19 protein-coding genes and 1 riboswitch are annotated in these 23,175 nt (G+C 69.8%); of the genes, 5 read left to right on the plus strand and 14 right to left on the minus strand.

Going from position 1 to position 23,175, the window contains the following annotated elements:
• From AOZ53_RS05310 to AOZ53_RS05330, 5 genes are all read right to left on the minus strand, one after another.
• Positions 1-588: PepSY-associated TM helix domain-containing protein (locus AOZ53_RS05310; RefSeq protein ID WP_197286447.1), on the minus strand; the 588-nt coding region annotated here is incomplete at its 3' end.
• A complete protein-coding gene (locus tag AOZ53_RS05315; RefSeq protein WP_054487133.1) occupies positions 588-3,068 on the minus strand; it encodes a TonB-dependent siderophore receptor in 2,481 nt (826 codons plus the stop codon). The genes AOZ53_RS05310 and AOZ53_RS05315, both read right to left, overlap by 1 nt.
• Before the next feature lie 131 nt (positions 3,069-3,199).
• Positions 3,200-4,180, minus strand: a complete 981-nt coding sequence (locus AOZ53_RS05320) for a FecR domain-containing protein (RefSeq protein WP_054487135.1) — start codon at positions 4,178-4,180, stop codon at positions 3,200-3,202.
• Positions 4,177-4,683 carry a sigma-70 family RNA polymerase sigma factor gene (locus AOZ53_RS05325; protein WP_054487136.1) on the minus strand — a complete coding sequence of 169 codons (507 nt, stop codon included), beginning with the start codon at positions 4,681-4,683 and terminating at the stop codon, positions 4,177-4,179. Before AOZ53_RS05325 ends, AOZ53_RS05320 begins: the two co-directional genes overlap by 4 nt.
• Positions 4,684-4,801: 118 nt before the next feature.
• Positions 4,802-5,830 carry a hypothetical protein gene (locus AOZ53_RS05330; protein WP_054487138.1) on the minus strand — a complete coding sequence of 343 codons (1,029 nt, stop codon included), beginning with the start codon at positions 5,828-5,830 and terminating at the stop codon, positions 4,802-4,804.
• A gap of 98 nt (positions 5,831-5,928) precedes the next feature.
• Positions 5,929-6,064: riboswitch (TPP riboswitch) on the plus strand.
• A 62-nt stretch (positions 6,065-6,126) separates the two neighbouring features.
• On the opposite strand from AOZ53_RS05330, the gene thiM reads away from it, so the two are divergent.
• The gene (thiM, locus tag AOZ53_RS05335) at positions 6,127-6,948 is read left to right on the plus strand and encodes a hydroxyethylthiazole kinase (protein WP_054487140.1); all 822 of its coding nucleotides are present in this window, start codon (positions 6,127-6,129) and stop codon (positions 6,946-6,948) included.
• A 43-nt stretch (positions 6,949-6,991) separates the two neighbouring features.
• On the opposite strand, the gene AOZ53_RS05340 is transcribed toward thiM, so the two are convergent.
• From AOZ53_RS05340 to AOZ53_RS05365, 6 genes are all read right to left on the minus strand, one after another.
• Positions 6,992-9,088, minus strand: a complete 2,097-nt coding sequence (locus tag AOZ53_RS05340; protein WP_054429893.1) for a TonB-dependent receptor — start codon at positions 9,086-9,088, stop codon at positions 6,992-6,994.
• A gap of 211 nt (positions 9,089-9,299) precedes the next feature.
• Positions 9,300-10,058 carry an iron ABC transporter ATP-binding protein gene (locus AOZ53_RS05345; RefSeq protein WP_054478719.1) on the minus strand — a complete coding sequence of 253 codons (759 nt, stop codon included), beginning with the start codon at positions 10,056-10,058 and terminating at the stop codon, positions 9,300-9,302.
• On the minus strand, positions 10,055-11,041 hold the full coding sequence (locus tag AOZ53_RS05350) for an iron chelate uptake ABC transporter family permease subunit (protein ID WP_180188972.1): 987 nt from the start codon (positions 11,039-11,041) through the stop codon (positions 10,055-10,057). Before AOZ53_RS05350 ends, AOZ53_RS05345 begins: the two co-directional genes overlap by 4 nt.
• Entirely contained in the window at positions 11,034-12,008 is a 975-nt protein-coding gene (locus AOZ53_RS05355) for an ABC transporter permease (RefSeq protein ID WP_054429897.1), read from the minus strand. The genes AOZ53_RS05350 and AOZ53_RS05355 overlap by 8 nt, the downstream gene beginning before the upstream one ends.
• A 51-nt stretch (positions 12,009-12,059) precedes the next feature.
• Positions 12,060-13,010, minus strand: a complete 951-nt coding sequence (locus tag AOZ53_RS05360) for a siderophore ABC transporter substrate-binding protein (RefSeq protein ID WP_156333264.1) — start codon at positions 13,008-13,010, stop codon at positions 12,060-12,062.
• Between the two features lie 65 nt (positions 13,011-13,075).
• The gene (locus AOZ53_RS05365; RefSeq protein WP_054487142.1) at positions 13,076-15,088 is read right to left on the minus strand and encodes a ligand-gated channel protein; all 2,013 of its coding nucleotides are present in this window, start codon (positions 15,086-15,088) and stop codon (positions 13,076-13,078) included.
• Between the two features lie 208 nt (positions 15,089-15,296).
• Between AOZ53_RS05365 and AOZ53_RS05370 the strand changes: the two genes are divergently transcribed.
• Both AOZ53_RS05370 and AOZ53_RS05375 read left to right on the plus strand, forming a co-directional pair.
• Positions 15,297-16,010: a response regulator transcription factor gene (locus AOZ53_RS05370; protein WP_054429900.1), complete on the plus strand. Its 714-nt coding sequence runs from the start codon at positions 15,297-15,299 to the stop codon at positions 16,008-16,010.
• Positions 16,010-17,404, plus strand: coding sequence for a sensor histidine kinase (locus AOZ53_RS05375; protein WP_054429902.1), 1,395 nt, complete (start codon positions 16,010-16,012; stop codon positions 17,402-17,404). Before AOZ53_RS05370 ends, AOZ53_RS05375 begins: the two co-directional genes overlap by 1 nt.
• A gap of 46 nt (positions 17,405-17,450) precedes the next feature.
• Here the strand turns inward: AOZ53_RS05375 and AOZ53_RS05380 are convergent, their stop codons facing one another.
• The 3 genes from AOZ53_RS05380 to AOZ53_RS05390 are packed head-to-tail and all read right to left on the minus strand — an operon-like array spanning position 17,451 to position 20,243.
• The gene (locus AOZ53_RS05380; RefSeq protein WP_054429903.1) at positions 17,451-18,269 is read right to left on the minus strand and encodes a TatD family hydrolase; all 819 of its coding nucleotides are present in this window, start codon (positions 18,267-18,269) and stop codon (positions 17,451-17,453) included.
• Between the two features lie 59 nt (positions 18,270-18,328).
• The gene (locus AOZ53_RS05385) at positions 18,329-19,018 is read right to left on the minus strand and encodes an ABC transporter ATP-binding protein (protein ID WP_054429906.1); all 690 of its coding nucleotides are present in this window, start codon (positions 19,016-19,018) and stop codon (positions 18,329-18,331) included.
• The gene (locus tag AOZ53_RS05390) at positions 19,011-20,243 is read right to left on the minus strand and encodes a lipoprotein-releasing ABC transporter permease subunit (protein WP_231689767.1); all 1,233 of its coding nucleotides are present in this window, start codon (positions 20,241-20,243) and stop codon (positions 19,011-19,013) included. The genes AOZ53_RS05385 and AOZ53_RS05390 overlap by 8 nt, the downstream gene beginning before the upstream one ends.
• A 190-nt stretch (positions 20,244-20,433) precedes the next feature.
• Here AOZ53_RS05390 and AOZ53_RS05395 point away from each other — a divergent pair, with 190 nt between their 5' ends.
• Positions 20,434-21,372: a hypothetical protein gene (locus AOZ53_RS05395; RefSeq protein ID WP_054487143.1), complete on the plus strand. Its 939-nt coding sequence runs from the start codon at positions 20,434-20,436 to the stop codon at positions 21,370-21,372.
• Positions 21,354-23,054: a single-stranded-DNA-specific exonuclease RecJ gene (gene recJ, locus AOZ53_RS05400; protein ID WP_054429911.1), complete on the plus strand. Its 1,701-nt coding sequence runs from the start codon at positions 21,354-21,356 to the stop codon at positions 23,052-23,054. Before AOZ53_RS05395 ends, recJ begins: the two co-directional genes overlap by 19 nt.
• Positions 23,055-23,175 lie beyond the last annotated feature (121 nt).

Consider the following 23,175-nt stretch of genomic DNA (forward strand, 5'->3'; position numbering starts at 1 on the left):
CGTCAGCACCGCGCTGGCGTTGTGCCCGTCCAGCCAGGCGCGCGCGCCCCGGCCCGGCCGGAAGGTGAAGAAGTCCTTGAAAATGCGCTTGTGCACGATGACGCCGCTCAGCAACGCCACCAGCATGCCGACCGACAGCCAGCCCACCAGCCAGAAGCCGAAGTCGCCGCCGTACAGGGTGTAGTGCAGCACCATGAAGTGGCGGCCGCCCTCGGTCTTGCGGCCCCAGGGCCGCGGCAGCCGTTCGCCGCTGCGCGGATCCATCGCCGCCTCGTGGGTGGCGCCGGCCGCGTCGCGCCAGAACACGCGCAACGCGCGGTCGGTGGCCGGCGGCAGCTCGATGCGCCAGAAGCGCGCCCCCGCGCCCTCCTGGTCGAGCAAGCGCCCGGCCGCCGCCAGCACGGCGGGCATGCCGACGTCCCGCGCGTCGCGCGGCAGGGCCGGTTCGGCGCTCATCCAATGCGAGATCGGCGCGCGGAACACGCTGAGCGTGCCGGCCAGGAAGATCAGGCATAGCAGCCAGGCGCAGACCAGGCCGCACCAGGTGTGCAGCCAGGCCATGCGCTGGCGCAGCCCGCCCTGGCGCATCAGAACGTGCCGCGCAGCGTCAGCATGGCATTGCGGGGATCGCCGTAGTGCACGCCGTTGACCATGTTGCCAATGGCGCTGTAGTAGGTCTTGTCGAAGATGTTGTTGAGATTGAGCGTGGCGGCCCAGTTGCGGTTGATCTGGTACTTGGCGTAGGCGTTCCACACCGCGCGGCCGCTGGCCTTGGCCGTCAGCGTGCCGATCTGGCGCGACTGGCCGCTCTGCACGTTGACGCCGCCGCCCACCGTGAAGGCGTTCAGGTCGCCCGGCAGCTGGTACGTGGTCCAGAGCCGGAAGATGTGCTTGGGCGTGTGCCAGGCGAACGCCTGCCCTTCGCTGCTGACGTCCTTCAGGTAGCGGGTGGTGTTGAAGGTATAGCCCGCGTAGACGTTCCAGCCGCGGGTGACTTCGCCGTTGATTTCAGCGTCGAAGCCCTGGCTGCGCACCTTGCCCGCGTCGGTGTAGCAGTAGTAGTTCTCGGCGCAGGTCGGGCTGGAGCTGAAGTCCACCTGGGCGCGATTGCTCTGGTCGATGCGGAAGATCGCGAACGCCGTGTTGATGCGGCCGTCCAGCAGCTCGCCCTTCAGGCCCAGCTCGTAGTTCTCGCCGACGATCGGCTTGAGCGACTGGCCGGCCGCGTTGACCTCGCTCTGCGGCTGGAAGATGTCGGTGTAGCTGACGTAGGTGGTCCACTGCGGCGACAGGTCCAGGATCAGGCCCGCATAGGGCGTGAAGTGGGTGTTGGCCTGCACCGTCTGGCCGTTGGTCAGCCTGCCGGCGCTGGTGGTGTCGGTGGTCCAGATGCGGTTGGAACGGCTGAAGCGGCCGCCCAGCACCAGTTTCAACGGATCGGTCAGCTGCAGGCGGGTCGCGCCGTAGAAGCCCACTTCGCGGGTGGTGCCGAGGCGGACTTCGTCGGTGAACGCACGCAGCGCGGCCGTGGTCGGCTCGGGCAGGTCCGGATTGAACTGGAAGGCGTTGAAGGTGGCGTAGTTGGTGAGGTAGGAATACGACGTGTCGATCTTGGTGTGGGCGTAATTGGCGCCCACCACCACCTCGTGGCTGCGGCCGAAGGCCCGGAACTTGCCGGTCAGGTTGGCATCCATGCCCGAGGCGTCGAGGTCGGCAACCGTGCGCGCGACGTTGACCAGGGCCATCTGCGTGACCGGATTCACGCCGCGGCTGGACGCGGTGTACTTCAGGTACTGCTTTTCCTGCACGTAGGCGCCCGTGGCCTTGAAGCGCCAGTCGTCGTTGAAGGCGTGCGTGAAGTCGGCGTAGAAGCCCTGGTTCGAGGTCCGCTGCCGATTCCAGTTGGCGCCGTAGCTGGTGGAACGCTTGAAGTCGATCTCTTCGCCGTCGCTGTAGCGCGGCAGGCCCGAAATCGACGGGCGGCCGCGCAGGTCTTCGTAGCTGTAGCCCAGGTTCAGCTGCGTATAGGGCGTGAAGTCGTATTCGAGCGTGCCGTAGAAGGTCGTGTTCTTCATGTGGACGCGGTCGATGAACGAATGGTTGTCCTGGCGGTCCACCAGCGCGCGGCCGCGCAGGCTGCCATCGGCATTGAGCGCCCCGCTGCCATCGACCTGCAGGCCATAGCGGTCCCAGCTGCCGGCCTTGGTCTCGACCATGAAGCGGTCTTCCGCCAGCGGACGCTTGCGCACCAGGTTCACCGCGCCGCCGGGCGAGCCCGAGCCCTGCAGCAGGCCGGCCGCGCCGCGCAGCACCTCGACGCGGTCATACATGGCGGTGCCGCCCGAGTAATTGCTGGCGCGGCCGTAGAAACCGCGTTCCAGCGGCACGCCGTCGTACTGGATGACGCTGTCCTCGAAGCCGCGCGAATAGATATACTTGCCGCCCTGCGGACTCTGCTGCAGGGTCACGCCGGTGGTGTTTTCCAGCGCGTCGTAGACCGAGGTCAGGTTCTGCTCGTCCAGCCGCTGGCGCGTCACGACGCTGACGGACTGCGGGATGTCGCGCAGGCGCTGGTCGCCCTTGCCGATCATGACCGAGGGCACGGTGTAGGAGCCGGTGCCTTCGGACATGCTGCGGTACTCCTGCCCGGTCACGGTCACCGCGTCCAGCGTGACGGCGCTGCCGCGCGCGGCGCGCCGCACCGCGTAGCCGCCGCTGGGCTGGCGCACGCCCTCGAAGCCGGTGCCGGCCAGCAAGGCCGCCAGGCCGCCCGCGGTGGTCCAGCGGCCGTTCAGGCCCTGCGTCTGCGCGCGCTCGACCTGGGACGCATCGAACGACACATTCACCCCGGCGGCGCGCGCGAACTGGTTCAGCGCCTGGTCCAGCGGGCCGGCGGCGATAGCGAAGCCGCGCTCGGCCTCCTGCACCGCGGGCGCGGCTTGCGCCCGCACGGCGGCGACCGGCCAGGCCGCCAGGGCGGCGCCGCACAGGATGCCGGACAGGGCCGTGCGCAGCACGGTGGGAACGGGCGTCAGGCGCGCCGTCTTCGGGGTACGAGCGAGTGTCATTGCGTAGTCTTGAAGGCCAGGTTGAAAGGTGTCTTTCCCTGTAGGCCGGACAAGAACGCGAATCCCCTCATTTTTTCAGCAACTTTTTTTCGGCCCTTTTCAAGGCCGGATGGTGACGCGGCATGAGGGCCTCAGGCCGGGCCGACCGTCACCCAGTAGCGCGTCCAGTAGCGCACCCGGACCGGCAGGGTCTGCGCCAGGAAGGCCAGCGCCCGGTCGGTGTCGTCGATGTGGTAGGTGCCCGATACCCGCAGGTCCGCCACCTCGGGGGCACAGTTGATGCGCCCGCGGCGATAGCGCGACAGTTCCGCCAGCAGGTCGGCCAGCCGCATGTTCTTGCCGGCGATCGCGCCTTCGACCCAGGCCGCGCTTTCCATGGCCGGCGGCTGCAGGGGCTGTGCGTGCCAGCGGTCAAGCCAGCCCTGCTGGCCCGCCTGCACGATGACACGGTCGCCGCCCTCGGCCGGCGTCAGGGCCACGGCGTGCTCCTGCACGCTGACGCGGGCGCCATCGTCATCCAGCCGCACGACGAAGCGGGTGCCCAGCGCCTCGACGACGCCATAGGGCGTGCGCACCCGAAACGGCCGCCGCGCCGGCGAGCCGGGGTCGCTGCCCGTGTCCAGCGATATCTCGCCGCGATGCAGCACCACCACGCGTTCGGCGCCGTCCAGCAGCAGGCTCACGGCGCTGTCGGTGTTAAGCACCAGGCGGGTGCCATCGGCCAGCGTCAGGGCCCGGCGTTCGCCCAGGCCGGTGCTGACATCGGCCACGAGGCGCTGCCACGGCACCTGCTCGCGCGCCGCCCAGCCCGTGCCCAGCGCGCCGCCGGCGAGCAGCAGGCTCTTGAGCACCACGCGGCGCTGGCGCCGGCGCGCGCCGTTCAGGGCGGTCAACGTATCCAGCGCCAACCCCTGCGGGACCGCGTTGAAATCCGCGTTCAGCGACTGCACCCGGGTCCAGGCCAGCTCGTGCTCGGGCGCGGCCCGGCGCCAGCGCTCGAACGCCGCGCGGGTGCGCGCGTCGGGCTGGCTGAAATTGAGCCTGACCGACCAATCGATGGCCTGGTCGACGATGGTGGCGGCGATCGGCGCCGCCGCGCCCGGCTCTCTCATGTCGGCTCGAACCGGAACCGGTAGCACTGGCGCAGCCCGCTGGCGACGTAGCGCTCGGCGGTGGCCAGCGACACGTCCAGCCGCTCGGCGATCTCCGGGCAGCGCAAGCCTTCGAGCTGGGCCCAGAGAAAGGCCTGGCGCACCTTGGGCTTGAGGGTGTCGAGCATCTGGTCGATCCTGACCAGCGCCTCGAGGATGAGCATGCGGTTTTCAAGGGATGGGACTTGCGCCCGCGGCGCGTGGGCCAGCGCCTCGAGCCAGGCGCGTTCCAGTTCGCGGCGGCGCCAGTGGTCGACCAGCAGGCCGCGCGCGATAGTGCTCAGGAAGGCCCGCGGCTCGCGCGTGTCGGCCACGGCCGGCCGGCGCAGCAGGCGCACGAACACATCATGCGCCAGATCGGCGGCCTCGAACGAATTGCCCAGCTGACGGCGCAGCCAACCGTGCAACCAGCTGTGGTGATCCACATAAAGCGATTCGATTCGATCCTGCGTCGTGGGGGGCATGGCCGCGCGCCCTCGCGGGCAAATGAATGATAACCATTCTCTATTGTAATAACGAGACACAGCCATCGGCAAGCGCGAGTCCCGGCGCGGCTGCGCGCCCCGCGGCGACGCGTCCGGTTCAGGCCTTGGGGCCGTCCGAGGCAAGCCTGTCCGCGACAGCGGCTGGCGCCCCGCTTTCGCGGTGAAAGAACAGCGGCGCCAAGCCGCCCTTGCCCCGGTCCAGGTACTCGAACGCCACCCGCTCCCCGGGATGCGCCGGGCCGCCGCCGTGGCTGAGGTGATATAGCTCACCGCCCAGTCGATAGACATACAGCGGGGTCCACGACGCCTCCTCCGGCATCTGCACCTGATAGGTCAGGACCTCGTCCACCCGGCCGCGCACCCCGTACTTGACGGTCGCGCGCCGCAGGGCCCGGCCCGGCCGCCCCGCCCACCATGCCGCCGCCAGGCACAACGCGGCGGCGCCATACAGCGGCCACGCGAACCACCCCGCGGCCAGCAACGCCAGCGCCACGCCCAGCAACACATTGCGCAACAAGGTCGCATCCCGCCGCAGCCGCGCCCGGTCGGCATCGCTGATAGTCTCGTAGGCCTTCTGCACGTCGCCCGGCCCGTCGTATTCCGCGCGCAGCAGCACCGGCGCCCGCCCCGGCCACAACGCCAGCAGGTGCAGCCGCACCGGCGCCTCCAGCCTGGCGGCGCAGCGTTCGGGGTTCTTGCCGCCATCCCCGGGCATGGTGAAGCCGTTCATGAACGGCAACGCCACCTCCAGCTTGCGCCCATCGATGCCGTACCGCACACTGCCCGCCGCGCCTGGCTCGAAGCCGGTGAGCACGCCGCGGACCACCTGCTTCGGGACGCCGCCGCGCAGCACCTGGCGCCAGCGCCGGCGCACCGCCGGGCCGCGCAGCAGGCGGAGGCCGAAATGCAGCGTGAAGCCGGCGAGCGCCAGGATCATCACGCCCAGCACCGGATCGCGCGCCGTGGTCGAAGGCCCCCACCACCAGAGCCCGGCCAGGGACGCCGTGATGGCCAGGAACACCGTGAAGAACACCGCCGTCAGGGCCGTGTCCGCGCCGTGATGGCGCGTATGCCGGCGCAACCAGGCCAGATCCTGCTCGGTCAACGCCTCATCGTGGGTCTGCATGCCGCGCGCCTCCTCGTCTCGATCCGATTGCCCGCCATGATGACAGAAGCGCCGGCCCGCCCGGCTTGACAAGCCCCCCTTGCGCCTCCGAACATAGGGCCATCCACCCGGGGAGCTTCGGCAAGAAGCTGAGATTCCGATGGCGGCCGCGCCTGTCGCGCGGCACGCGGCGCGCGAGACCCGTCGAACCTGATCCAGACAATGCTGGCGTAGGGAAGGTGCGCATCCCGCCGGCCCCCGCTGCCGCGCCATGACGCCCTGCCCCGCCGCTTGTTCCCCTGCAAGGACACCTCGGCATGGCCTCTTCCAACCCCTCCCTGTCCGCGCTGGCGCTGGCCTCGCGCGACCTGTACGCCGCCGTGCGCCGCGACGCGCCGCTGGTGCAGTGCCTGACCAATTTCGTGTCCATGAACACCGCCGCCAATACGCTGCTGGCGATCGGCGCCTCGCCCGCGATGGTGCATGCGGTGGAGGAAGCGCCCGAATTCGCCGCCCTCAGCGGCGCGGTGGTGATCAACATCGGCACGCTCTCGGCGCCGTGGCTGGACAGCATGCTGCTGACGGCCGCCGCAGCGGGCAAGGCCGGCACCCCCTGGGTGCTGGACCCGGTGGCGCACCACGCCACGGCGTTCCGGCGCGACGCGGTGCGGCGCCTGCTGGACCTGCGGCCCGCGGTGATCCGCGGCAACGCGTCGGAGATCATCGCGCTGGCCGGTGGCCAGAGCGCGGGCAAGGGCGTGGATGCGCGCGACCCGGTGCAACAGGCCGAGCAGGCGGCGCGCGACCTGGCGCGGGCGCACGCCACGGTGGTGGCCGTGACCGGCGAAGTGGATTATGTGACGGACGGCCGGCGCGACGTGCGCGTGACCGGCGGGTCGCCGCTGATGCCGCAGGTCACCGCCACGGGCTGCGCGCTGACGGCGGTGGTGGGCGCCTTCGCGGCGGTGGCGCGCGATGACGCCTACACGGCGGCGGTGGCGGCGTTGTCCTGCTTCGGCATCGCCGGCCAGCGCGCCGGCGCGCTGGCGGACGGCCCCGGCTCTTTCGCCTGGCGCTTCCTCGACGCGCTGGCGGCGCTGGAAACGGACAGCCTGGCGGCGGAATCACCGCTGCGCTGACCCGGCGGCCGCGCGCCAGCCCCGCGCGCGGCGCCCTGATGCCTTACATGCGGTACTGCAGGCTCAGCATCGCGTTGCGCGGCGCGCCCGGCATGTTCAGGTTGGGGCTGGTGCCGTGGGCCGAGACGATATAGCCGGCGTTGAACAGGTTGTACACGTTCAGCTGCACCGAGTACGGCCCCTGGCGCCACCACGCCGCCGCGTCCGCCGTCAGGTAGCCCGGCAGCGTGACCGTGTTGCCCGGGTTGGCGAAGCGCGCGCCCACCAGGTTCAGGCCGGCGCCGGCGCCGAAACCGTCGCCCAGATCCTTGGTGATCCAGACGTTGCCGGCATGGCGCGGCGTCAAGGTCGCGCGCTTGCCTTCCACGCTCTTGCCGGCGTCCACCGCGACCGACTGCGTCACGCGCGCATCCAGGTAGGCGTAGCCCAGCACCGCGCGCCAGCCGTTGGACAGGTCGCCCGACAGCGTCCATTCGGCGCCGTCGGTGCGCTGCGTGCCCACCGGCACCAGCGTGTTGGTCACCGGATTGGTGACCTTGATGTCGGTACGCTCCAGGCGGAACACGGACACGGTGGTCGACAGCTTGCCGTCCAGGAAGTCGTACTTGGCGCCGACTTCGTAGTTGGTGGTCTTCTCGGGCGCCAGGTCGACGTTGTTGGCGGCCAGCGCGAAGGCCTCGCCCGAGGGCTGGTACGAACGGCTCCACGACACGTAGTACGACTGCACGCTGTCCGGCTGGAACACCAGGCCCAGGCGCGGGCTCAGGTTGGAGTCGGTGCGCTGCAGGTTCTGGCCGCTGCGGCGGTCCTCGGTCTTCTGCTCGAAGCGGTCATGGCGCACGCCGCCCAGCACCTTCCAGTGCTCGCCCAGCGACACCATGTCCTGCACATACAGGCCGAGCGTGCTGAAGCGGCCCAGGCTGTCGGAGCCGGGCGCGCCCACGGCCTGGCGCTGCAGCGTCGGCAGTTGCGGATCGAACAGGTTGACCACCGCCACGTTGGCGTTGGAATAGCTCACCAGGTCCTTGTTCTGCTGCCCCACTTCGACGCCGTACAGGATGTCGTGGCGCACCGAGCCCCACTGCACGCGCTGCATCAGCTCGGTCTGGTTGGTCCAGCCGTGTTCGTCGCGCAGCACGTTGCCGTGCGTCAGCGAAACGGTTTGCGCCGCTTCGTTGACCGAGCCCGGCAGCGTGTTGTTGCGGTTCAGCGTGTAGTGGTAGTAGCGCGTGGCGTTGCGCAGCGACCAGTTCTCGTTGAAGCGGTGCGTCAGCGTGCCGGCATAGGACTGCACGCGGGTCTGCGTGTAATCGGTGTCGCGCGCGTTCTCGGCGCCGTAGTAGGTGGACGGGTCCACGTCCACCGGCCGGCCGTGATAGGCCGGAATGCCGAAGTCGGTCAGGCGGCGGTCTTCCAGGAACTCGGTCTGCAGCAGGAAGGTGGTGTTCTCGCCCAGCTTGAACTGGGCCGACGGCGCAATCGCCTTGCGGTCGATGAACTGCTTGTCGCGGTAGCTGTCGCCCTTCTCCACCGCGCCGGTCAGGCGCCACGACATGGAGCCGCTCTCGTTGGCGCGGCCCAGGTCCAGGTCGAGCCGGCGGTCATTCCACGAGCCGTAGCTCAGGCCGACCTGCGAGATGTCCTCGCCCGGCTTCTTGGTGACGCGGTTGATCAGGCCGCCCGACGAGCCGCGGCCGTACAGCACCGCGGCCGGCCCCTTGATGACGTCGATGCGCTCGACGTTGGAGAGGTCGCGGTAGTACAACGCGTCGTCGCGGAAGCCGTCGACGAACTGATCGGCGATGGCGGTGAAGCCGCGGATCGAGACCTGGTCGCGCTGGCCGTCGCCGGTCGAGAAGCTGACGCCCGGCACGTTCTTGAGCGCGTCCTGCACCGACATGGCGTGCTGGTCGCGCAGCACCTGCGCCGGCACCACGTTCACCGTCTGCGGAATGTCGCGCAGCGGCGCGTCGATCTTGGTGGCGCTGGTGGAGGCGGGCGGGTTGTAGCTCTGCGCGCTGTCGTCGGTGCCGACGACGCTGACGGCGGGCAAGGTGGCGGTGGGCGCGGCGGCCTGGCCGTGCGCGGCCAGGGGCGCCACGACGAACAGGGCGGCGGTGAGGGGGCGAAGGACGTGCATGGCCAGCGGGTCTTGTCGAAGTCGTTTGAAATGGAAGGATTCGCCATTCTCTTGACAACGAGAATCAATCGCAATGCTTTTATCATTACGTTGCCTTGCGACCACGATAAATGAGACACGCGTCCAATTCAGATGCTTTTCAGCCGCCTTGTGCCACGCGTGCGCGCTGATCGCGCCCCCCGTGATCGCCCCCCTTTTTTCGCGGCAACCCTTAGCGGTAGTACACGCAGATACGCTTGCCGCCGATTTCGTGCACGTCGATCGGCAGCTCGTACAGCGCGCCCAGGATTTCCGGGCGGATCAACTCGCCCGGGGCGCCATGGTGCGCCACCCTGCCCGCCTTCATCGCCACGATGCGGTCGGCGTAGGCCGAGGCGAAGTTGATGTCGTGCAGCACCAGCACCACGGTCTTGCCCAGTTCGTCGGCCGCGCGCCGCAGGGTGCCCATCATGGCCACGGCGTGCTTCATGTCGAGACTGTTGAGCGGCTCGTCCAGCAGCACATAGCGCGTGTCCTGGCACAGCACCATCGCCACGAAGGCGCGCTGGCGCTGGCCGCCGGACATCTCGTCCAGGTAGCGGTCGGCCAGCGGCTCCAGCTCCAGATAGGCGATGGCGCGGTCGATATGGGCCTTGTCGTCCAGCGTCAGCCGTCCGCCGGTGTGCGGATAGCGGCCGAACGCCACCAGGTCGCGCACCGTCAGGCGCAGCGGCAGGTGGTTGTCCTGCCGCAGGATGGCCAGGCGGCGCGCCAGCTCGCGGCTGTCGCTGCGCGCCACGTCCAGGCCGTCGACCAGGATGTGGCCGGCCGACGGCGGCAACAGGCGGCTGATCATCGACAGCAGGGTCGACTTGCCGGCGCCGTTGGGGCCGATGATGGCGGTCACGCCACCCGCGGGCAGCGCCAGCGACACCTGGTCCACGACCACGCTGTCGCCATACTGCTTGCTGACTTGTTGGATATCGATCATTGGCGTCCCCTGCGCAAGATCAGGGCCAGGAACATCACTCCGCCCACGAATTCGATGACCACGCTGACCGTGGTGCTCAGCTGCAATACCCGTTCCAACAGCGTCTGGCCGCCCACCAGGAAGATGACGCTGAGCAGCACCGCGGCCGGCACGGTGTGGCGATGCCGGTCCGACCCCATCGCCTGGTAAGCCAGGTTGCTGACCAGGAGGCCGAAGAAGGTCACCGGCCCCACCAGCGCGGTGGACACCGACACCAGCACGGCAATGGCGGCCAGCGTCAGCAGCAAGGTGCGGCGGTAGTCCACGCCCAGGTTCAGCGCGATCTCGCGCCCCAGCGCCAGCACGTCGTAGCGGCGCCGCATGCGCCAGATCAGCAGCGTGGCCACGGCCACCGCCGCCAGCGCGATCGGCAGGAGGCCGGTGCGCACCGAATTGAAATTGGCGAACATCCGGTCCTGCAGCACCAGGAACTCGTTCGGGTCGATCAGGCGCACGACAAAACTGGACAGGCTGCGGAACAACAGGCCGAAGATGATGCCGACCAGCATCATCAGATGCAGGCTGCGCACCGCGTCGGTGAACAGCCAACGGAACAGCAGGCAGGCGAACGCCGTCATCGCGCACACCTCCAGCACGAAAGCCGCCACCGGATGGCTGACCGCGCCCGCCGCCTGGCCGAAGCCGAACACCACCACCGACTGGATCAGCAGATAGAGCGCGTCGAAGCCCATGATGGCCGGCGTCAGGATGCGGTTGTGGGTGACGGTCTGGAACAGCACCGACGACACCGCCACCGCGTACGCCACCAGCAGCATCGCCGCCAGCTTGCCGCCACGGAACGGCAGCACGAAGTCCCACTGGCCGTTGGCGCCGAGCATCATGAAGCCGGCCACGCACAACAGCGCCAGCGCGGCCAGCACGGCCAGGCGCCAGGCCTGCGGCGAACGCGCCGCGGCGGCGCGCGATACGGCGGAATCAGCCACGGCGGTTCCTCCGGCCGTGCAACAGGCACAGGAACAGGATGCTGCCCACCACGCCCACCACCGTGCCGAGCGGCACCTCGTACGGATGGATCACCAGGCGGCCGATGATGTCACAGGCCAGCACGAAGACGCCCCCCAGCGCCGCCACCCATGGAATCGAGCGGCGCATGTTGTCGCCCAGCACCAGGCTGACGGCGTTCGGCACGATCAGGCCCAGGAACGGAATGCCGCCGGCCGTCACCACCACCACCGCGGAGATCGCCGACACGATCAACAGCCCCGTCAACGTCAGGCGCGCGTGGTTCAGACCGAGATTGGCGGCGAACTCGCGGCCCATGCCGGCCACGGTGTAGCGGTCCGCCGCCAGATAGGCCGCGGCCGCCAGCGCGAAGCCGATCCACAGCAGTTCGTAGCGGCCGCGCAGCACGCCGGAGAAATCACCCGTGGTCCAGGCATGCAGCGACTGCAGCAGGTCGTAGCGATAGGCGACGAAGGTGGTGACGGCGTGGATCACGCCGCCCAGGATCAGGCCGATCAGCGGCACGATGAAAGGCGTGCGCAGCGGCACGCGCCGCAGCAGCGCCAGGAACAGCAGCGTGCCCGCCAGCGCGAAGCCGGTGGCCGTCAGCATCTTGCCGATCACCGGCGTGTCCGGCGCCAGCAGCGTCACCACCAGGATGCCGAGCGTGGCCGACTCGACGGTGCCGGCCGTGGTCGGCTCGACGTAGCGGTTGCGCACCAGCATCTGCATGATGAGTCCGGCCACCGCCAGCGCCATGCCGGCCAGCAGCAGGGCCAGCGTGCGCGGCACGCGGCTGACCAGCAGCAGGCGCCAGGCGCGCTCGGCGTCCGGCCCGCCCGCCAGCGCGGCGAACGAAAACGACCCCGCGCCCAGGCTGACGCTGGCCACGCACAGCAACAGCAACAACAGCAGCAACGCCGCCAGTCCGGCCCAGCCGGTGATCATGCCACCCTGCTTCACCCGGCCGACTCCGGTTCCATCCGATGAGCCATGCGCCTACTTCGTGCCCGACAGCGCGCGCGCCAGGTCATCCACGTTCTGCTGCATGGCGGTCAGGCCCGCGCTGCCCAGCAGGTACCAGTTGTAGCCGTTCAGGTAGACCACGCGCTGCTGCTTCCAGGCCTTGGTCGGACGGATCAGCTCGTTGTCCAGCATGCGCTGGGCCGACGTGCCCTCGCGGCCGATGGCCGCGTCGCGGTCGATCACGAACAGCCAGTCCGGATCGGTCTGGGCGATGAACTCGAACGAGATCGCCTGGCCGTGGTTCGACACGTTCAGGTCCTTGGCGGCCGGCGCGATGCCGAACGCGTCATGGATGACGCCAAAGCGCGAGCCCGGGCCGTAGGCGCTCATCTTGCCGCCGGTGGTCAGCACGATCAGGCCGGTGCCGGCGCCGGCGGCCTTGCCGTGCAGCGCGGCGATCGAGGCGCGCAGGGCGTCCAGCTTCTGCTTGGCCTGCGCCTGTTTGCCGTAGATGGCGGCCAGCGTTTCGGTACTGCGCACCACGCTGCCCACCAGATCCTTGGCGTCGGCGGTCAGGTCCACTGTGGGCGCCAACTTGGCCAGCTCGTCGTACTTGGGCGCCGAGCGGCCTGCCACGAAAATCACCTGCGGCTGCGCCGCGTGGATCACTTCGTAGTTGGGCTCGAACATGCTGCCCACCTTCAGGTAGCGCTTGTCGGCATATTGGGCCAGCTGCGGCGGCAGCTTGGCGGCCGTCGGCACGCCGGTGACGTCCACGCCCAGCGCATGCAGGGTGTCCAGCACCGCCAGGTCCAGCACCACGGTCTTGGTCGGGTTGGACGGCACGGCGGCTTCGCCGCGCGCGTGCTTGACCGGCACGGTCTGGGCCGCGCTCAGCGCGCTGGCGGCGCCCAGGACCAGGGCCGCGGTGGCACACGCCAGCCAGCGGCCGGCGCGTCGCGCTTGGGTTTGTTTCATCGTCATGCTCATCTCTCCAGGTTGCGGGAACGCCGCCTGGCGGCGGCGGTCCCCGGGTGTTGCACGCGGGCTCAGAACTTCACGCCCACGCCCAGCCAATAACGGCGGCCGTCCTCGACATAGCCGTAGTCGTCGTAGCCGACCTTTTTGTCGAACAGGTTGTAGATGCCGGCGTACACCGACACCTTCTTGTTGACGGCGTAGGAGCCGCCCAGGTCGACGAAGGTGTAGGACGGCGCCACCAGCGACGACGAGGACGGGCCGGTGATCGGCTGGCTTTCCTTGCCGCGGTAGTTGACGCGGGCCCACGCTTCCAGCGCGTCGGAGGCCTGCCAGTTGACCGTGGTGGTGAACAGGTGCTTGGGCAACTGGTTCAGCGGCTGGCCCTGGTACTGGCCGGTCTTCTGTTCCGACTTGGTGAAGGTGTAGCTGCTGTTCAGCGACCAGTCGCGGCCCAGCGGCAGCTTCAGGTTGGCCTCGACGCCGCGCGACACCGCCTTGTCCACGTTCATGTACGTGGTGGGGTTGGCGCCGAACTGGTTGGGGCCCTCGGTGCACTGCGACAGCGGGCACGCGACGCGGGTGATCTTGTCCTTGAAGTCGTTGTTGAACAGCGTCAGGCCGGCGTTGAAGCCTTCGCCGTCGTCATACAGCAGGCCGATTTCCTCGGTCACCGACTTCTCGGGCGTCAGGTTGGGGTTGCCGTACATGTTGCCGCCGCGGCTGACCTGGCCCCAGCCCGCGACCGTCTGACGCAGGTCGGGCGCGCGGAACCCGGTGGAGACGCCGCCCTTCAGGGTCCAGCGCTCGGCCATGTGCCAGACGCCATACAGGCGCGGGCTGAAATGGCTGCCGAAGTTCTCGTCCTGGTCCATGCGCAGGCCGCCGGTGAGCGCGAAGCTCTCGGCCAGGCGCCATTCGTCCTCGGCGAACAGCGCCCACTGGTAGCGCTCCACCTTGCTGGGGCCGCCGGCCAGCTGGTTGCCGGTCTGGTCGGTCAGGCGCTGCGTCAGATAGCTGCCGCCCAGCGTCAGCATGTGCGAACCCAGCGGCAGCGACCAGCTGGTCTGCAGGTCCAGGTTCTTGATCTTCATCTGGCGCGAGCGGTTGTCGAATTCTTCCTGCTGCACGTAGCTGTCGGACACGCCCCAGCCCCAGCGGCCGGTGTGCGACAAGGCCCACTTGTTGCTGCGGTAGTCGGTTTCCGACGAGGCCGGGCAACCGGTGCGCGGGCACGCCACGCCCGGCGCCAGCGGCGCGACGGTCTTGCCCAGCGTGTTCTCGTATTTCTGGCGGCTGGAGGTGGCCTCCAGCACGATGTCGTGGTCGCGGTTGGGCGTGAGCGCCAGCTTGGCGGTGATGTTGGTGGCGTTGCGCTTGCGGTAGCCGTCGAAGATCTTGTCTTCGTCGCGCTGGGTCGCCTGGCCGTAGATCTGCAGGCCAAGCAGGTCGTTCTTGATCGGGCCGGCCAGGTAGAAGTTGCCCTGGTAGATGTCGCCGGACTTGCTGCTTTCCTGGATGGTGGTGTCCATGCGGATCTCGCCGCCCCACTCGCTGGGCACCTTGCGGGTGATGATGTTGATCACCCCGCCCATGGCGTCGGACCCATACAGCGACGACATCGGCCCGCGCACCACTTCGATGCGCTCGATGGCCGAGATCGGCGGCGTCCAGCCGCCTTCCACGCCGCTCGAATCGGAGTTGGTGCGGGTTTCACGCGAATTCTGGCGCTTGCCGTCGATCAGGATCAGCGTGTACTTCGGGCCCATGCCGCGCAGGCTGATGTCCTGGCGGTCGCCGCCGCCGGTGACCACCACGCCCGGCACCTCGACCAGCGCGTCGGTGACGTCGCGGTAGAACTTCTTTTCGAGGTCCTGGCGCGTAATCACGCTGATCGACGCCGGCGCATCCTGGATCTGCTGCTCATAGCCGCTGGCGGTGACCACCACGGTATCCAGCGTCCTGGTGTCGGCCGCCTGCCCCCAGGCCGGCTGGCCCATGGCGAGGCCCGCGCCGCACAAAGCGACGGCCAGGCGGGTGCGCGGGCCCAGTGCGCGACGCACGGCCAGATCGTTACTGCTCATGATTTCAACCTCTCCCGTCCCGGGTGACTACCGCGCCCCGTGCGCGGCGCCGCCCGCTCTCAATTTTTAATGAAAACCATTCTCATATTAGAATTGAGCCGGTCCGGGGGCTGCAACACGCTTTCCGCAACTTTTACTTTCTTCGCACTTCTTGACACTTCGGCCGCTAGCGACCCGCTATGCTGCCTCAGCAACAGAACCCAAGCGCATGTCCATCCCACCCTCTTTGACAACGCGCCGCATCCTGTTGATCGACGACGACGTCGACCTGGCATTGATGCTGCGTGAATACCTCGAACCCGGCCAGATCGAGCTGACCCTGGCGCACAACAGCGCCCAAGGTCTGCCTCTTGCAATGCAAGGTTGCTTCGACCTTGTCCTGCTCGACCTGATGCTGCCCGACGGCAACGGCCTCGACCTGTTACGGCGGCTGCGCCAGCATTCGCGCCGTCCGGTCATCATGTTCACCGCCCATGGCGGCGAAACCGACCGGGTGCTGGGGCTCGAGCTGGGCGCCGACGACTACCTGGCCAAGCCCTTCAGCCCGCGCGAGCTCAAGGCCCGCATCGGCGCGGTGCTGCGCCGCTTCGAGGAGACGCCGCAACCGCCGTCGCCCGAACTGAACGTGGGCGCGCTGTCGCTCGACGCCGCCAGCGGCCGCGCCCGCCTTGGCGCGCAAGAGGTGCTGCTGACCGGCGCCGAACAGCGCATCCTGGAAATCCTGATGCGCGCGCCGGGCCAGGTGGTGGCGCGCGACCAGATCAGCCTGTACGCGCTGGGCCGCAGCGCCGACCGCTACGACCGCAGCATCGACACCCACATCAGCAGCCTGCGCAGGAAACTGCAGCTGGACCAGGCCGGCGACGCCCCCGCCATCCGCAACCTGCGGGGGCTGGGCTACGTGCTGGCGGGCGCGGCCTGATGGCCTGGCTGCCGATCCGCTCGCTGTTCTGGCGCGCCTTCCTGACCTTCTGGGGCGCGATGGCCATCATCACGGTCTGCGGCATGATGCTGACCGCGGCGGTGGCCTGGTATCGCGTCGATTCGCTGGACGGCCTGAATCCCGGCAACCTCACCCGCGATGCGACGCAGATCGCGCGCACCGACGGCGCCGACGGCCTGCGCCGGTGGCTCGCCGCCATGGATGCGCGCTATTCAGCGCTGAAGATCTATATCGTCGACACGCAGGACCGCGAGATCCTGGGGCGCCGCCTTCCGACCCGGCTGGGCGACTGGCTGGCGGCCTTCCGCGCCTCGCCCGATGCCAGCATGCTCACTGCCATCGACGTGGCCGCCGATCCCGACGCGCTGCGGGTGTCCTGGTGGGACCCGCAGCTGCTGATCCTGCCGGACCGCAGCCAGCTGCTGATGCTGTTCCTGCCATTCGATTCCTCGCACTGGGAGATGCTGGGCCTGACGCCGGTGGCGCTGGGGCTGCTGCTGTTCGCCCTGGCCATCACCGCGCCGTTCTGCTGGGCGCTGACGCGCCACGTGGCGGCGCCGCTGGATCACCTGCGCCGGGCGGCCCGCGCGCTGGCCGCCGGCCGGCTGGAAACGCGCAGCCCCGACGCCCTGGCGCTGCGCCAGGACGAAGTGGGCCTGCTGGCGCGCGACTTCGACGCCATGGCCGGCCGCCTGCAGGCGCTGGTCGACACCCGCGAACAACTGCTGCGCAACATCGCCCACGAGCTGCGCTCGCCGCTGGCGCGGCTGCGCCTGGGGGTCGAGCTGGCGCGCCGCAAGGACGAACGCCAGGACCTGCAACTGGACCGCATCGAGCGCGAATGCGAGCGCCTGGACGCCCTGGTCGGCAGCACCTTGCGGCTGGCCCGCATGGGCGCCCTGCCCTCGCCGACCGAAACGCTGGACCTGGCCGAGGTGGTCGATGACGTGGTGCAGGATGCGCGCTTCGAAGCCGGCGACCGCGACATCACGATCGGCTGGCGCCGCCCCGCGCCGCTGCGCGTGGCCGCCGACCGCGACAGCTTGGCCAGCGCCATCGAGAACGTGCTGCGCAACGCGCTGCGATTCACGCCGGCGGGCGGCGCCATCCAGGTGCGCCTGCTGGCGGACGCCGGCGAGGCCAGCCTGGAAATCGAGGACAGCGGCCCCGGCGCGCCGGAAAAGGAACTGGCCTATCTGTTCGAGCCGTTCTACCAGAGCGCGGCGAACGCCGACGTCCCGCAAGGCGGCGCCGGCCTGGGCCTGAGCATCGCCCGCGCCGCCGTCGCGGCGCACAAGGGCCGGATCTCGGCGCGCAACGTCGCGCCGAACGGCCTGAGCGTGCGCATCGAGCTGCCGCGCGCGACGGCCTGAGCGCTGACGGAAAACGCCTGGCCGGCCCGCGGCGCGTGCGCCCGCGTCAGTCGTCGTCGGCCAGGATGGCGGCGGACAGCCGCGGCAACACCCGCAGGGCATTGGCCGTGGTGGCCTGCGCCACCTGCGCCACGGCAATGCCGCGCAGGTCGGCCAGCACCTGGGCGATGCGGCGCAGCTCGCCGGGCCGGTTGCGCCGTTGCGGCGGATGCAGCCAGGCCGGGGGGATATCGGGCGCGTCGGTTTCCAGCACCAGGTGCTGCAGGCCGACATCGGTGGCATGGCGGCGGATCTGCAACGCCCGCTCGTAGGTCATGGCGCCGCCCAGCCCCAGCGCGAAGCCCTGCTCGACAAAGGCCTGGGCCTGCTGCGCGCTGCCGTTGAAGGCATGCGCGATGCCGCCGATGCGGCCGTGGCGCCGCAGGTATTTCAACAGAATGTCCTGCGATTTGCGCACATGCAGCAGCACCGGCAGCTTGAATTCCGCCGCCATGGCCAGCTGGGCCGCATAGAAATGTTCCTGCCGCGCGCGCGGCTCGCCCGAGGCGATCTCGGGCACGAAGAAATCCAGGCCGATCTCGCCGATGGCGACGAAGCGCGGGTCGCCCAGCGATTGCCGGATGGCCTCGCGCAGGGCGTCCAGGTCGGCATCGACCGCGCGCTGCACATAGAGGGGATGGATGCCGAGCGCGTAGGCGCCGCCGGCCACCTGCGCCGCCAGGTCGCGCACCACGCCGAAGTTGGCGCGCTCGACGGCGGGAATGACGATGGCCTGCACGCCGGCGTCGAGCGCGTGCTCGGCCACCTCGCGGCGGTCGGCATCGAACTCGGCGGCATCCAGGTGGCAGTGGGTGTCGATCAGCATGGGCGCGGTCTCCTTGCCCGGGTCTCTTGCTCGATTATCGCGCCGCCGGCGGGGCAGCGTCAGCCCGAGACCAGCTTGCCGTTTTCCATCAGCAACTGGCGATCGGCGCGCGCCGCCAGCTCGGGATCGTGGGTGACGATGGCAAAGGCCGTGCCCGACTCGCGGTTGACCCGCGTCAGCAGCTCGAACATGTTGTGCGCGGTGTGGCGGTCGAGGTTGCCGGTGGGCTCGTCGGCCAGCACGCAGACCGGCCGCGTCACCAGCGCGCGCGCCAGCGCCACGCGCTGGCGTTCGCCGCCCGACAGCTGGCCCGGGTAATGGCCTTCGCGCGCCGCCAGGCCGACCAGGCCCAGCACCTCGCGCGCCGCCTCGCGGGCCTTGTCGCGGTTCTCGCGCCGCACGATCAGCGGCATGGCCACGTTGTCCAGCGCCGAGAATTCCGGCAGCAGGTGGTGGAACTGGTATACGAAGCCCAGGCTGCGGTTGCGCACCTGGCTCTTCTTCGCTTCGCTCAGCCCGACGGCCAACTGGCCGTCGACCGAGACCGAACCGCTGCTGGGCACGTCCAGCAGGCCCAGGATGTGCAGCAGCGTGCTCTTGCCGGAGCCGGACGCGCCGACGATGGCGACCATCTCGCCGCGCGCCACGGTCAGGCTGACGTTGCTCAACACCTCGATGCGGGCCGGGCCCTCGTCGTAGATCTTGACCAGCTTGTCGGCCTGCAGCGCCGGAGTCAGGGTATCAGTCATGGCGCAGCACCTGTGCGGGTTGCAGGCGCGAAGCGCGCCAGCTGGGGTACAAGGTCGCCAGCAACGACAGCACCAGGGAGGTCACGCCGATGGTCACGATGTCGCCCACCTGCGGGTCGGACGGCAAGGCGCTGATGAAATAGATCTCGCGCGGCAGGAAGTGCACGCCCAGCAGGCGCTCGATGAACGGCACGATCACGTCGACGTTGTAGGCGATGACGATACCGCCGGCCACGCCCAGCAGCGTGCCGATGACGCCGATCAGCGCGCCCTGCACCAGGAAGATGCGGGCCACTTCGCCCGGCCCGGCGCCCAGCGTGCGCAGGATGGCGATGTCCGACTGCTTGTCCTTGACCGCCATCACCAGCGACGACAGCAGGTTGAACGCGGCCACCGCGACGATCAGCGCCAGGATCAGGAACATCATGCGCTTTTCGGTCTGCACGGCGGCGAACCAGGTGCGGTTGTTGCGCGACCAGTCGCTCGCCATGACATACGGCGGCAGCACGTTGCGCAGCTCGGCCGCGACTTCGGGCGCCTTCTGCATGTCGGCGACGCGCAGGCGCACGCCGGCGGTGCCGCTGTCGCGGAAGACCTTGGCGGCGTCGTCGTTGTCGACGAAGGCCAGCGAGGAATCGTATTCGTAGTGGCCCGACGAGAACACGCCGACCACGGTGAACTGGCGCATGCGCGGCGCGAAGCCGGCCGGGCTGATGGAGCCCTGCGGCGCCAGCATCAGCAAGGTGTCGCCCACCTTCACGCCCATGCCATCGGCCAGCTCGTTGCCCAGCACCACGCCGAAGCCGCCCGGCTTCAGGTCGGTCAGCTTGCCCGCGACCATCTGCCGCGGCAGGTCCGAGACGTTGCCCTCGGTGGCCGGGTCGATGCCGCGCACCTGCACGCCGCGCAAGGCCTGGCCCCGCACCAGCATGCCCTGCGCCGCCACGAACGGCGCGCCGGCCTTGACCTCGGGGTTGCGCTTGGCGGCGTCGGCGAACTGCTGCCACTGTTCGAGCACCCGCTCGGGCGCGGCGCCCGGGATGTAAAGCTCGATGTGCGGCAGCACCGACAGCATGCGGTCACGGACCTCTTTCTGGAAACCGTTCATGACCGACAGCACCACGATCAGGGCGGCGACGCCCAGCGCGATGCCTGCCATCGAACTGGCGGCGATGAAAGAGATGAAGCGATCGCGGCGGCCGCGTCGCTGGCGGATCCGGGCCAACCCGGCATAGCGGGCGCCGATCCAGAGTTCGTAGGGTATTTTCAGCACGAGCGCATTATGGCATTAACCGGCCGGAAAACCGTCCCCGGATTGCGGGAATGGAAGACAAGCCATGACAAGCTATGGCAAGCGGGGCCGGGCTTAGTTCCCGCGCTGGGTCGGCATCCCGCCAGCGACTACAATCGCGGCCATGTTGATCGTCATTCCGGGCGCCTTGCCCGCCCTTCCCGTCGCCGCAGAACTGGCCAAGCTGCTGCCCGAGCGCGCGCCCACGCTGCACCGCTGGCTGCAGGCCGGCAGCGCCCGGGTCCAGGCCCACGACATCCGTACCCAGGGCTGTACCGCGTTCGAAGCCTGGCAGTTGCGCCAGGCGGGCTACACGCCCGAGGCCGGCCTGCTGCCGGGCGCCGGACTGGGCCCGCTGCTGGCCGGCGGCCAGGCCGGAGACGGCCCCGTCTGGCTGGCCGAACTGGTGCACCTGGCCCTGGGCACCGACCAGGCCACGCTGCTCGACCCCGCCCTGATGGAACTGCGCGACGAGGAAACCGCCGCGCTGCTGGAGACCGCCCGGCCCCTGTTCGACGGCACCGGCTTCGCGGTCGAAGCGCTGTCGGCCACCCGCTGGCGCCTGCGCCTGCCAGACGGCCTGCGGCCCCAGACCGCCAGTCCGCTGGCGGTGGCCGGCCAGCGCCTGAACGACTGGTGGCGCCAGGATGCCGAGACCCGGCCATGGCGCCGCCTGCTCAATGAAATCCAGATGTCGTGGCATGAGCACCCCGCCAACGAGGCCCGCGCCGCGCGCGGCCTGCCGCCGGTCAACGCCCTGTGGCTGTATGGCGGCGGCACCCCGTGGGCCCCGCGGCCGGCCGGTCAGGAACAGATCATGACCGACCTGGACGGCCCGCAACGCGCCGGCGACTGGGCCGCCTGGCTCGACGCCCTGGCCGCGCTCGACCAGCGCCTGCGGCCGCTGGCCGGTCCCAAGGGCCTGCCGGACGCGCCCGCCGAACTGCTGCTGCTGGGCGACGACCGCAGCGCCACTCTCACCCTGAAACCGCGCGGGGGCCTGCTCGGCTTGCTGCCCGCGCCCAAGAAAAACTGGAGCGCCTGGTGGTCTCACCCCGCTTAACCGTCCGCCGCGCCGACCTCGCCGCCTGCCATGCCCTGGAAGCCTCGGGCATCCACCCGCTGCTGGCGCGCCTGTGGGCGGCCCGCGGCGTCACCCATCCCGACCAGACCAAGCTGGCCTGGCCGGCGCTGCTGCCGCCGGCCGGCCTGACGCATTCGGCGCACGCCGCCGGCGTGCTGGCCGACGCCATCCAGGCCGGCAGGAAGCTGCTGATCGTGGCCGACTATGACTGCGACGGCGCCACCGCCTGCGCCGTCGGCCTGCGCGCCCTGTCGGCCATGGGCGCCGATGTCGACTTCCTGGTGCCGAACCGCTTCGAGACCGGCTACGGCCTGTCGCCCGCCGTGGTCGAACTGGCCTGCCGCCACCGCGCCGGCAAGCCCGACATCATCATCACCGTGGACAACGGCATCGCCAGCGTCGACGGCGTGGCCGCGGCCAATGCCGCCGGCATCGGCGTGGTGATCACCGACCACCACCTGCCCGGCGACACGCTGCCGGACGCGCTGGCCATCGTCAACCCGAACCAGCCGGGCTGCGGCTTCCCGTCCAAGAACCTGGCGGGCGTCGGCGTCATCTTCTACATGATGCTGGCGCTGCGCGCCGAGCTGCGCCGCCGCGGCGTCTACGCCCCCGATGGCGGGCCGCGCCTGGACGCGCTGTCCGACCTGGTGGCGCTGGGCACCGTGGCCGACGTGGTCAAGCTCGACGCCAACAACCGCCTGCTGGTGACCCAGGGCCTGCAGCGCATGCGCAGCGGCCGCCTGCAACCCGGCCTGCGCGCCCTGTTCGCCGTGGCCGGCCGCGAGCCGCGCGCCGCCAACGGCTTCGACCTGGGCTTCGCGCTGGGCCCGCGCATCAACGCCGCCGGCCGCCTGGCCGACATGAGCCTGGGGATCGCCTGCCTGACCACCGACGACGAGGCCCAGGCGCTGGAGATGGCGCGCGAGCTGGACAACATCAACCGCGAGCGCCGCACCATCGAGGCCGAGATGCGCGAACAGGCCATGGCCGCCATGGAGGCGCCCGACGCCGCGCCCGGCGCCACGGTCTGCGTGTTCGACCCGGGCTGGCACCAGGGCGTGGTCGGCCTGGTGGCCTCGCGCCTGAAAGAGAAATTCTGGCGCCCCACCCTGGCCTTCGCGCCGGCCGGCGACGACGAGATCCGCGGCTCGGGCCGTTCGATTCCCGACGTGCACCTGCGCGACGTGCTGGACCTGGTGTCCAAGCGCCACCCCAACCTGATCCGCAAGTTCGGCGGCCACGCCATGGCGGCCGGCCTGACGCTGGGCCGCAACGACTTTCCGGCCTTCGCCCCGGCCTTCGACGCCGCCGTGCGCGAACTGACCGGCCGCGACACCTTCGAGCCCGTGATCGAGACCGACGGGTCGCTGGAATCCGGCTACGCCAACGCCGAGGTCGCCGGCCTGCTGCAGCAACAGGTCTGGGGCGCGGGGTTCGCCGCGCCGCTGTTCCTGGACGAATTCGTGGTGCGCAACCAGCGCCTGGTCGGCGAGAAGCACCTGAAGCTGTCGCTCGAACGCGGCCAGCAGCGCTTCGACGCCATCTGGTTCGGCCACGACCAGTCGCTGCCCGAGCACATCCAGGCGGCCTACCGGCTGGAGCAGAATGTGTGGAACGGAATGGTGTCGGTCCAGCTAGTGATCGAACACGCCGCATGATGTTGCCCCCACGCCGCGCCCGCTACGCGGGCTAGCTGCCCCCCGAGGGGGCGCTTTTGCCTTGGGGCGGCCCGGCGGCAAAAGGCCTTCTCGCCGACACCGAATAAAAACGGGCGCATCC

The sequence above is a fragment of the Achromobacter sp. 2789STDY5608621 genome, from assembly GCF_001299375.1.
In the GTDB taxonomy this organism is placed as follows: domain Bacteria; phylum Pseudomonadota; class Gammaproteobacteria; order Burkholderiales; family Burkholderiaceae_B; genus Achromobacter; species Achromobacter insuavis.

Excerpts from the sequence above, each read along its gene's own strand:
- AOZ53_RS05315 (WP_054487133.1), bottom strand. The coding sequence starts at position 3,068 with ATGACACTCGCTCGTACCCCGAAGACGGCGCGCCTGACGCCCGTTCCC.
- AOZ53_RS05320 (WP_054487135.1), bottom strand. The coding sequence starts at position 4,180 with ATGAGAGAGCCGGGCGCGGCGGCGCCGATCGCCGCCACCATCGTCGAC.
- AOZ53_RS05325 (WP_054487136.1), bottom strand. The coding sequence starts at position 4,683 with ATGCCCCCCACGACGCAGGATCGAATCGAATCGCTTTATGTGGATCAC.
- AOZ53_RS05330 (WP_054487138.1), bottom strand. The coding sequence starts at position 5,830 with ATGCAGACCCACGATGAGGCGTTGACCGAGCAGGATCTGGCCTGGTTG.
- thiM (WP_054487140.1), top strand. The coding sequence starts at position 6,127 with ATGGCCTCTTCCAACCCCTCCCTGTCCGCGCTGGCGCTGGCCTCGCGC.
- AOZ53_RS05340 (WP_054429893.1), bottom strand. The coding sequence starts at position 9,088 with ATGCACGTCCTTCGCCCCCTCACCGCCGCCCTGTTCGTCGTGGCGCCC.
- AOZ53_RS05345 (WP_054478719.1), bottom strand. The coding sequence starts at position 10,058 with ATGATCGATATCCAACAAGTCAGCAAGCAGTATGGCGACAGCGTGGTC.
- AOZ53_RS05355 (WP_054429897.1), bottom strand. The coding sequence starts at position 12,008 with ATGATCACCGGCTGGGCCGGACTGGCGGCGTTGCTGCTGTTGTTGCTG.
- AOZ53_RS05360 (WP_156333264.1), bottom strand. The coding sequence starts at position 13,010 with ATGACGATGAAACAAACCCAAGCGCGACGCGCCGGCCGCTGGCTGGCG.
- AOZ53_RS05365 (WP_054487142.1), bottom strand. The coding sequence starts at position 15,088 with ATGAGCAGTAACGATCTGGCCGTGCGTCGCGCACTGGGCCCGCGCACC.
- AOZ53_RS05370 (WP_054429900.1), top strand. The coding sequence starts at position 15,297 with ATGTCCATCCCACCCTCTTTGACAACGCGCCGCATCCTGTTGATCGAC.
- AOZ53_RS05375 (WP_054429902.1), top strand. The coding sequence starts at position 16,010 with ATGGCCTGGCTGCCGATCCGCTCGCTGTTCTGGCGCGCCTTCCTGACC.
- AOZ53_RS05380 (WP_054429903.1), bottom strand. The coding sequence starts at position 18,269 with ATGCTGATCGACACCCACTGCCACCTGGATGCCGCCGAGTTCGATGCC.
- AOZ53_RS05385 (WP_054429906.1), bottom strand. The coding sequence starts at position 19,018 with ATGACTGATACCCTGACTCCGGCGCTGCAGGCCGACAAGCTGGTCAAG.
- AOZ53_RS05395 (WP_054487143.1), top strand. The coding sequence starts at position 20,434 with ATGTTGATCGTCATTCCGGGCGCCTTGCCCGCCCTTCCCGTCGCCGCA.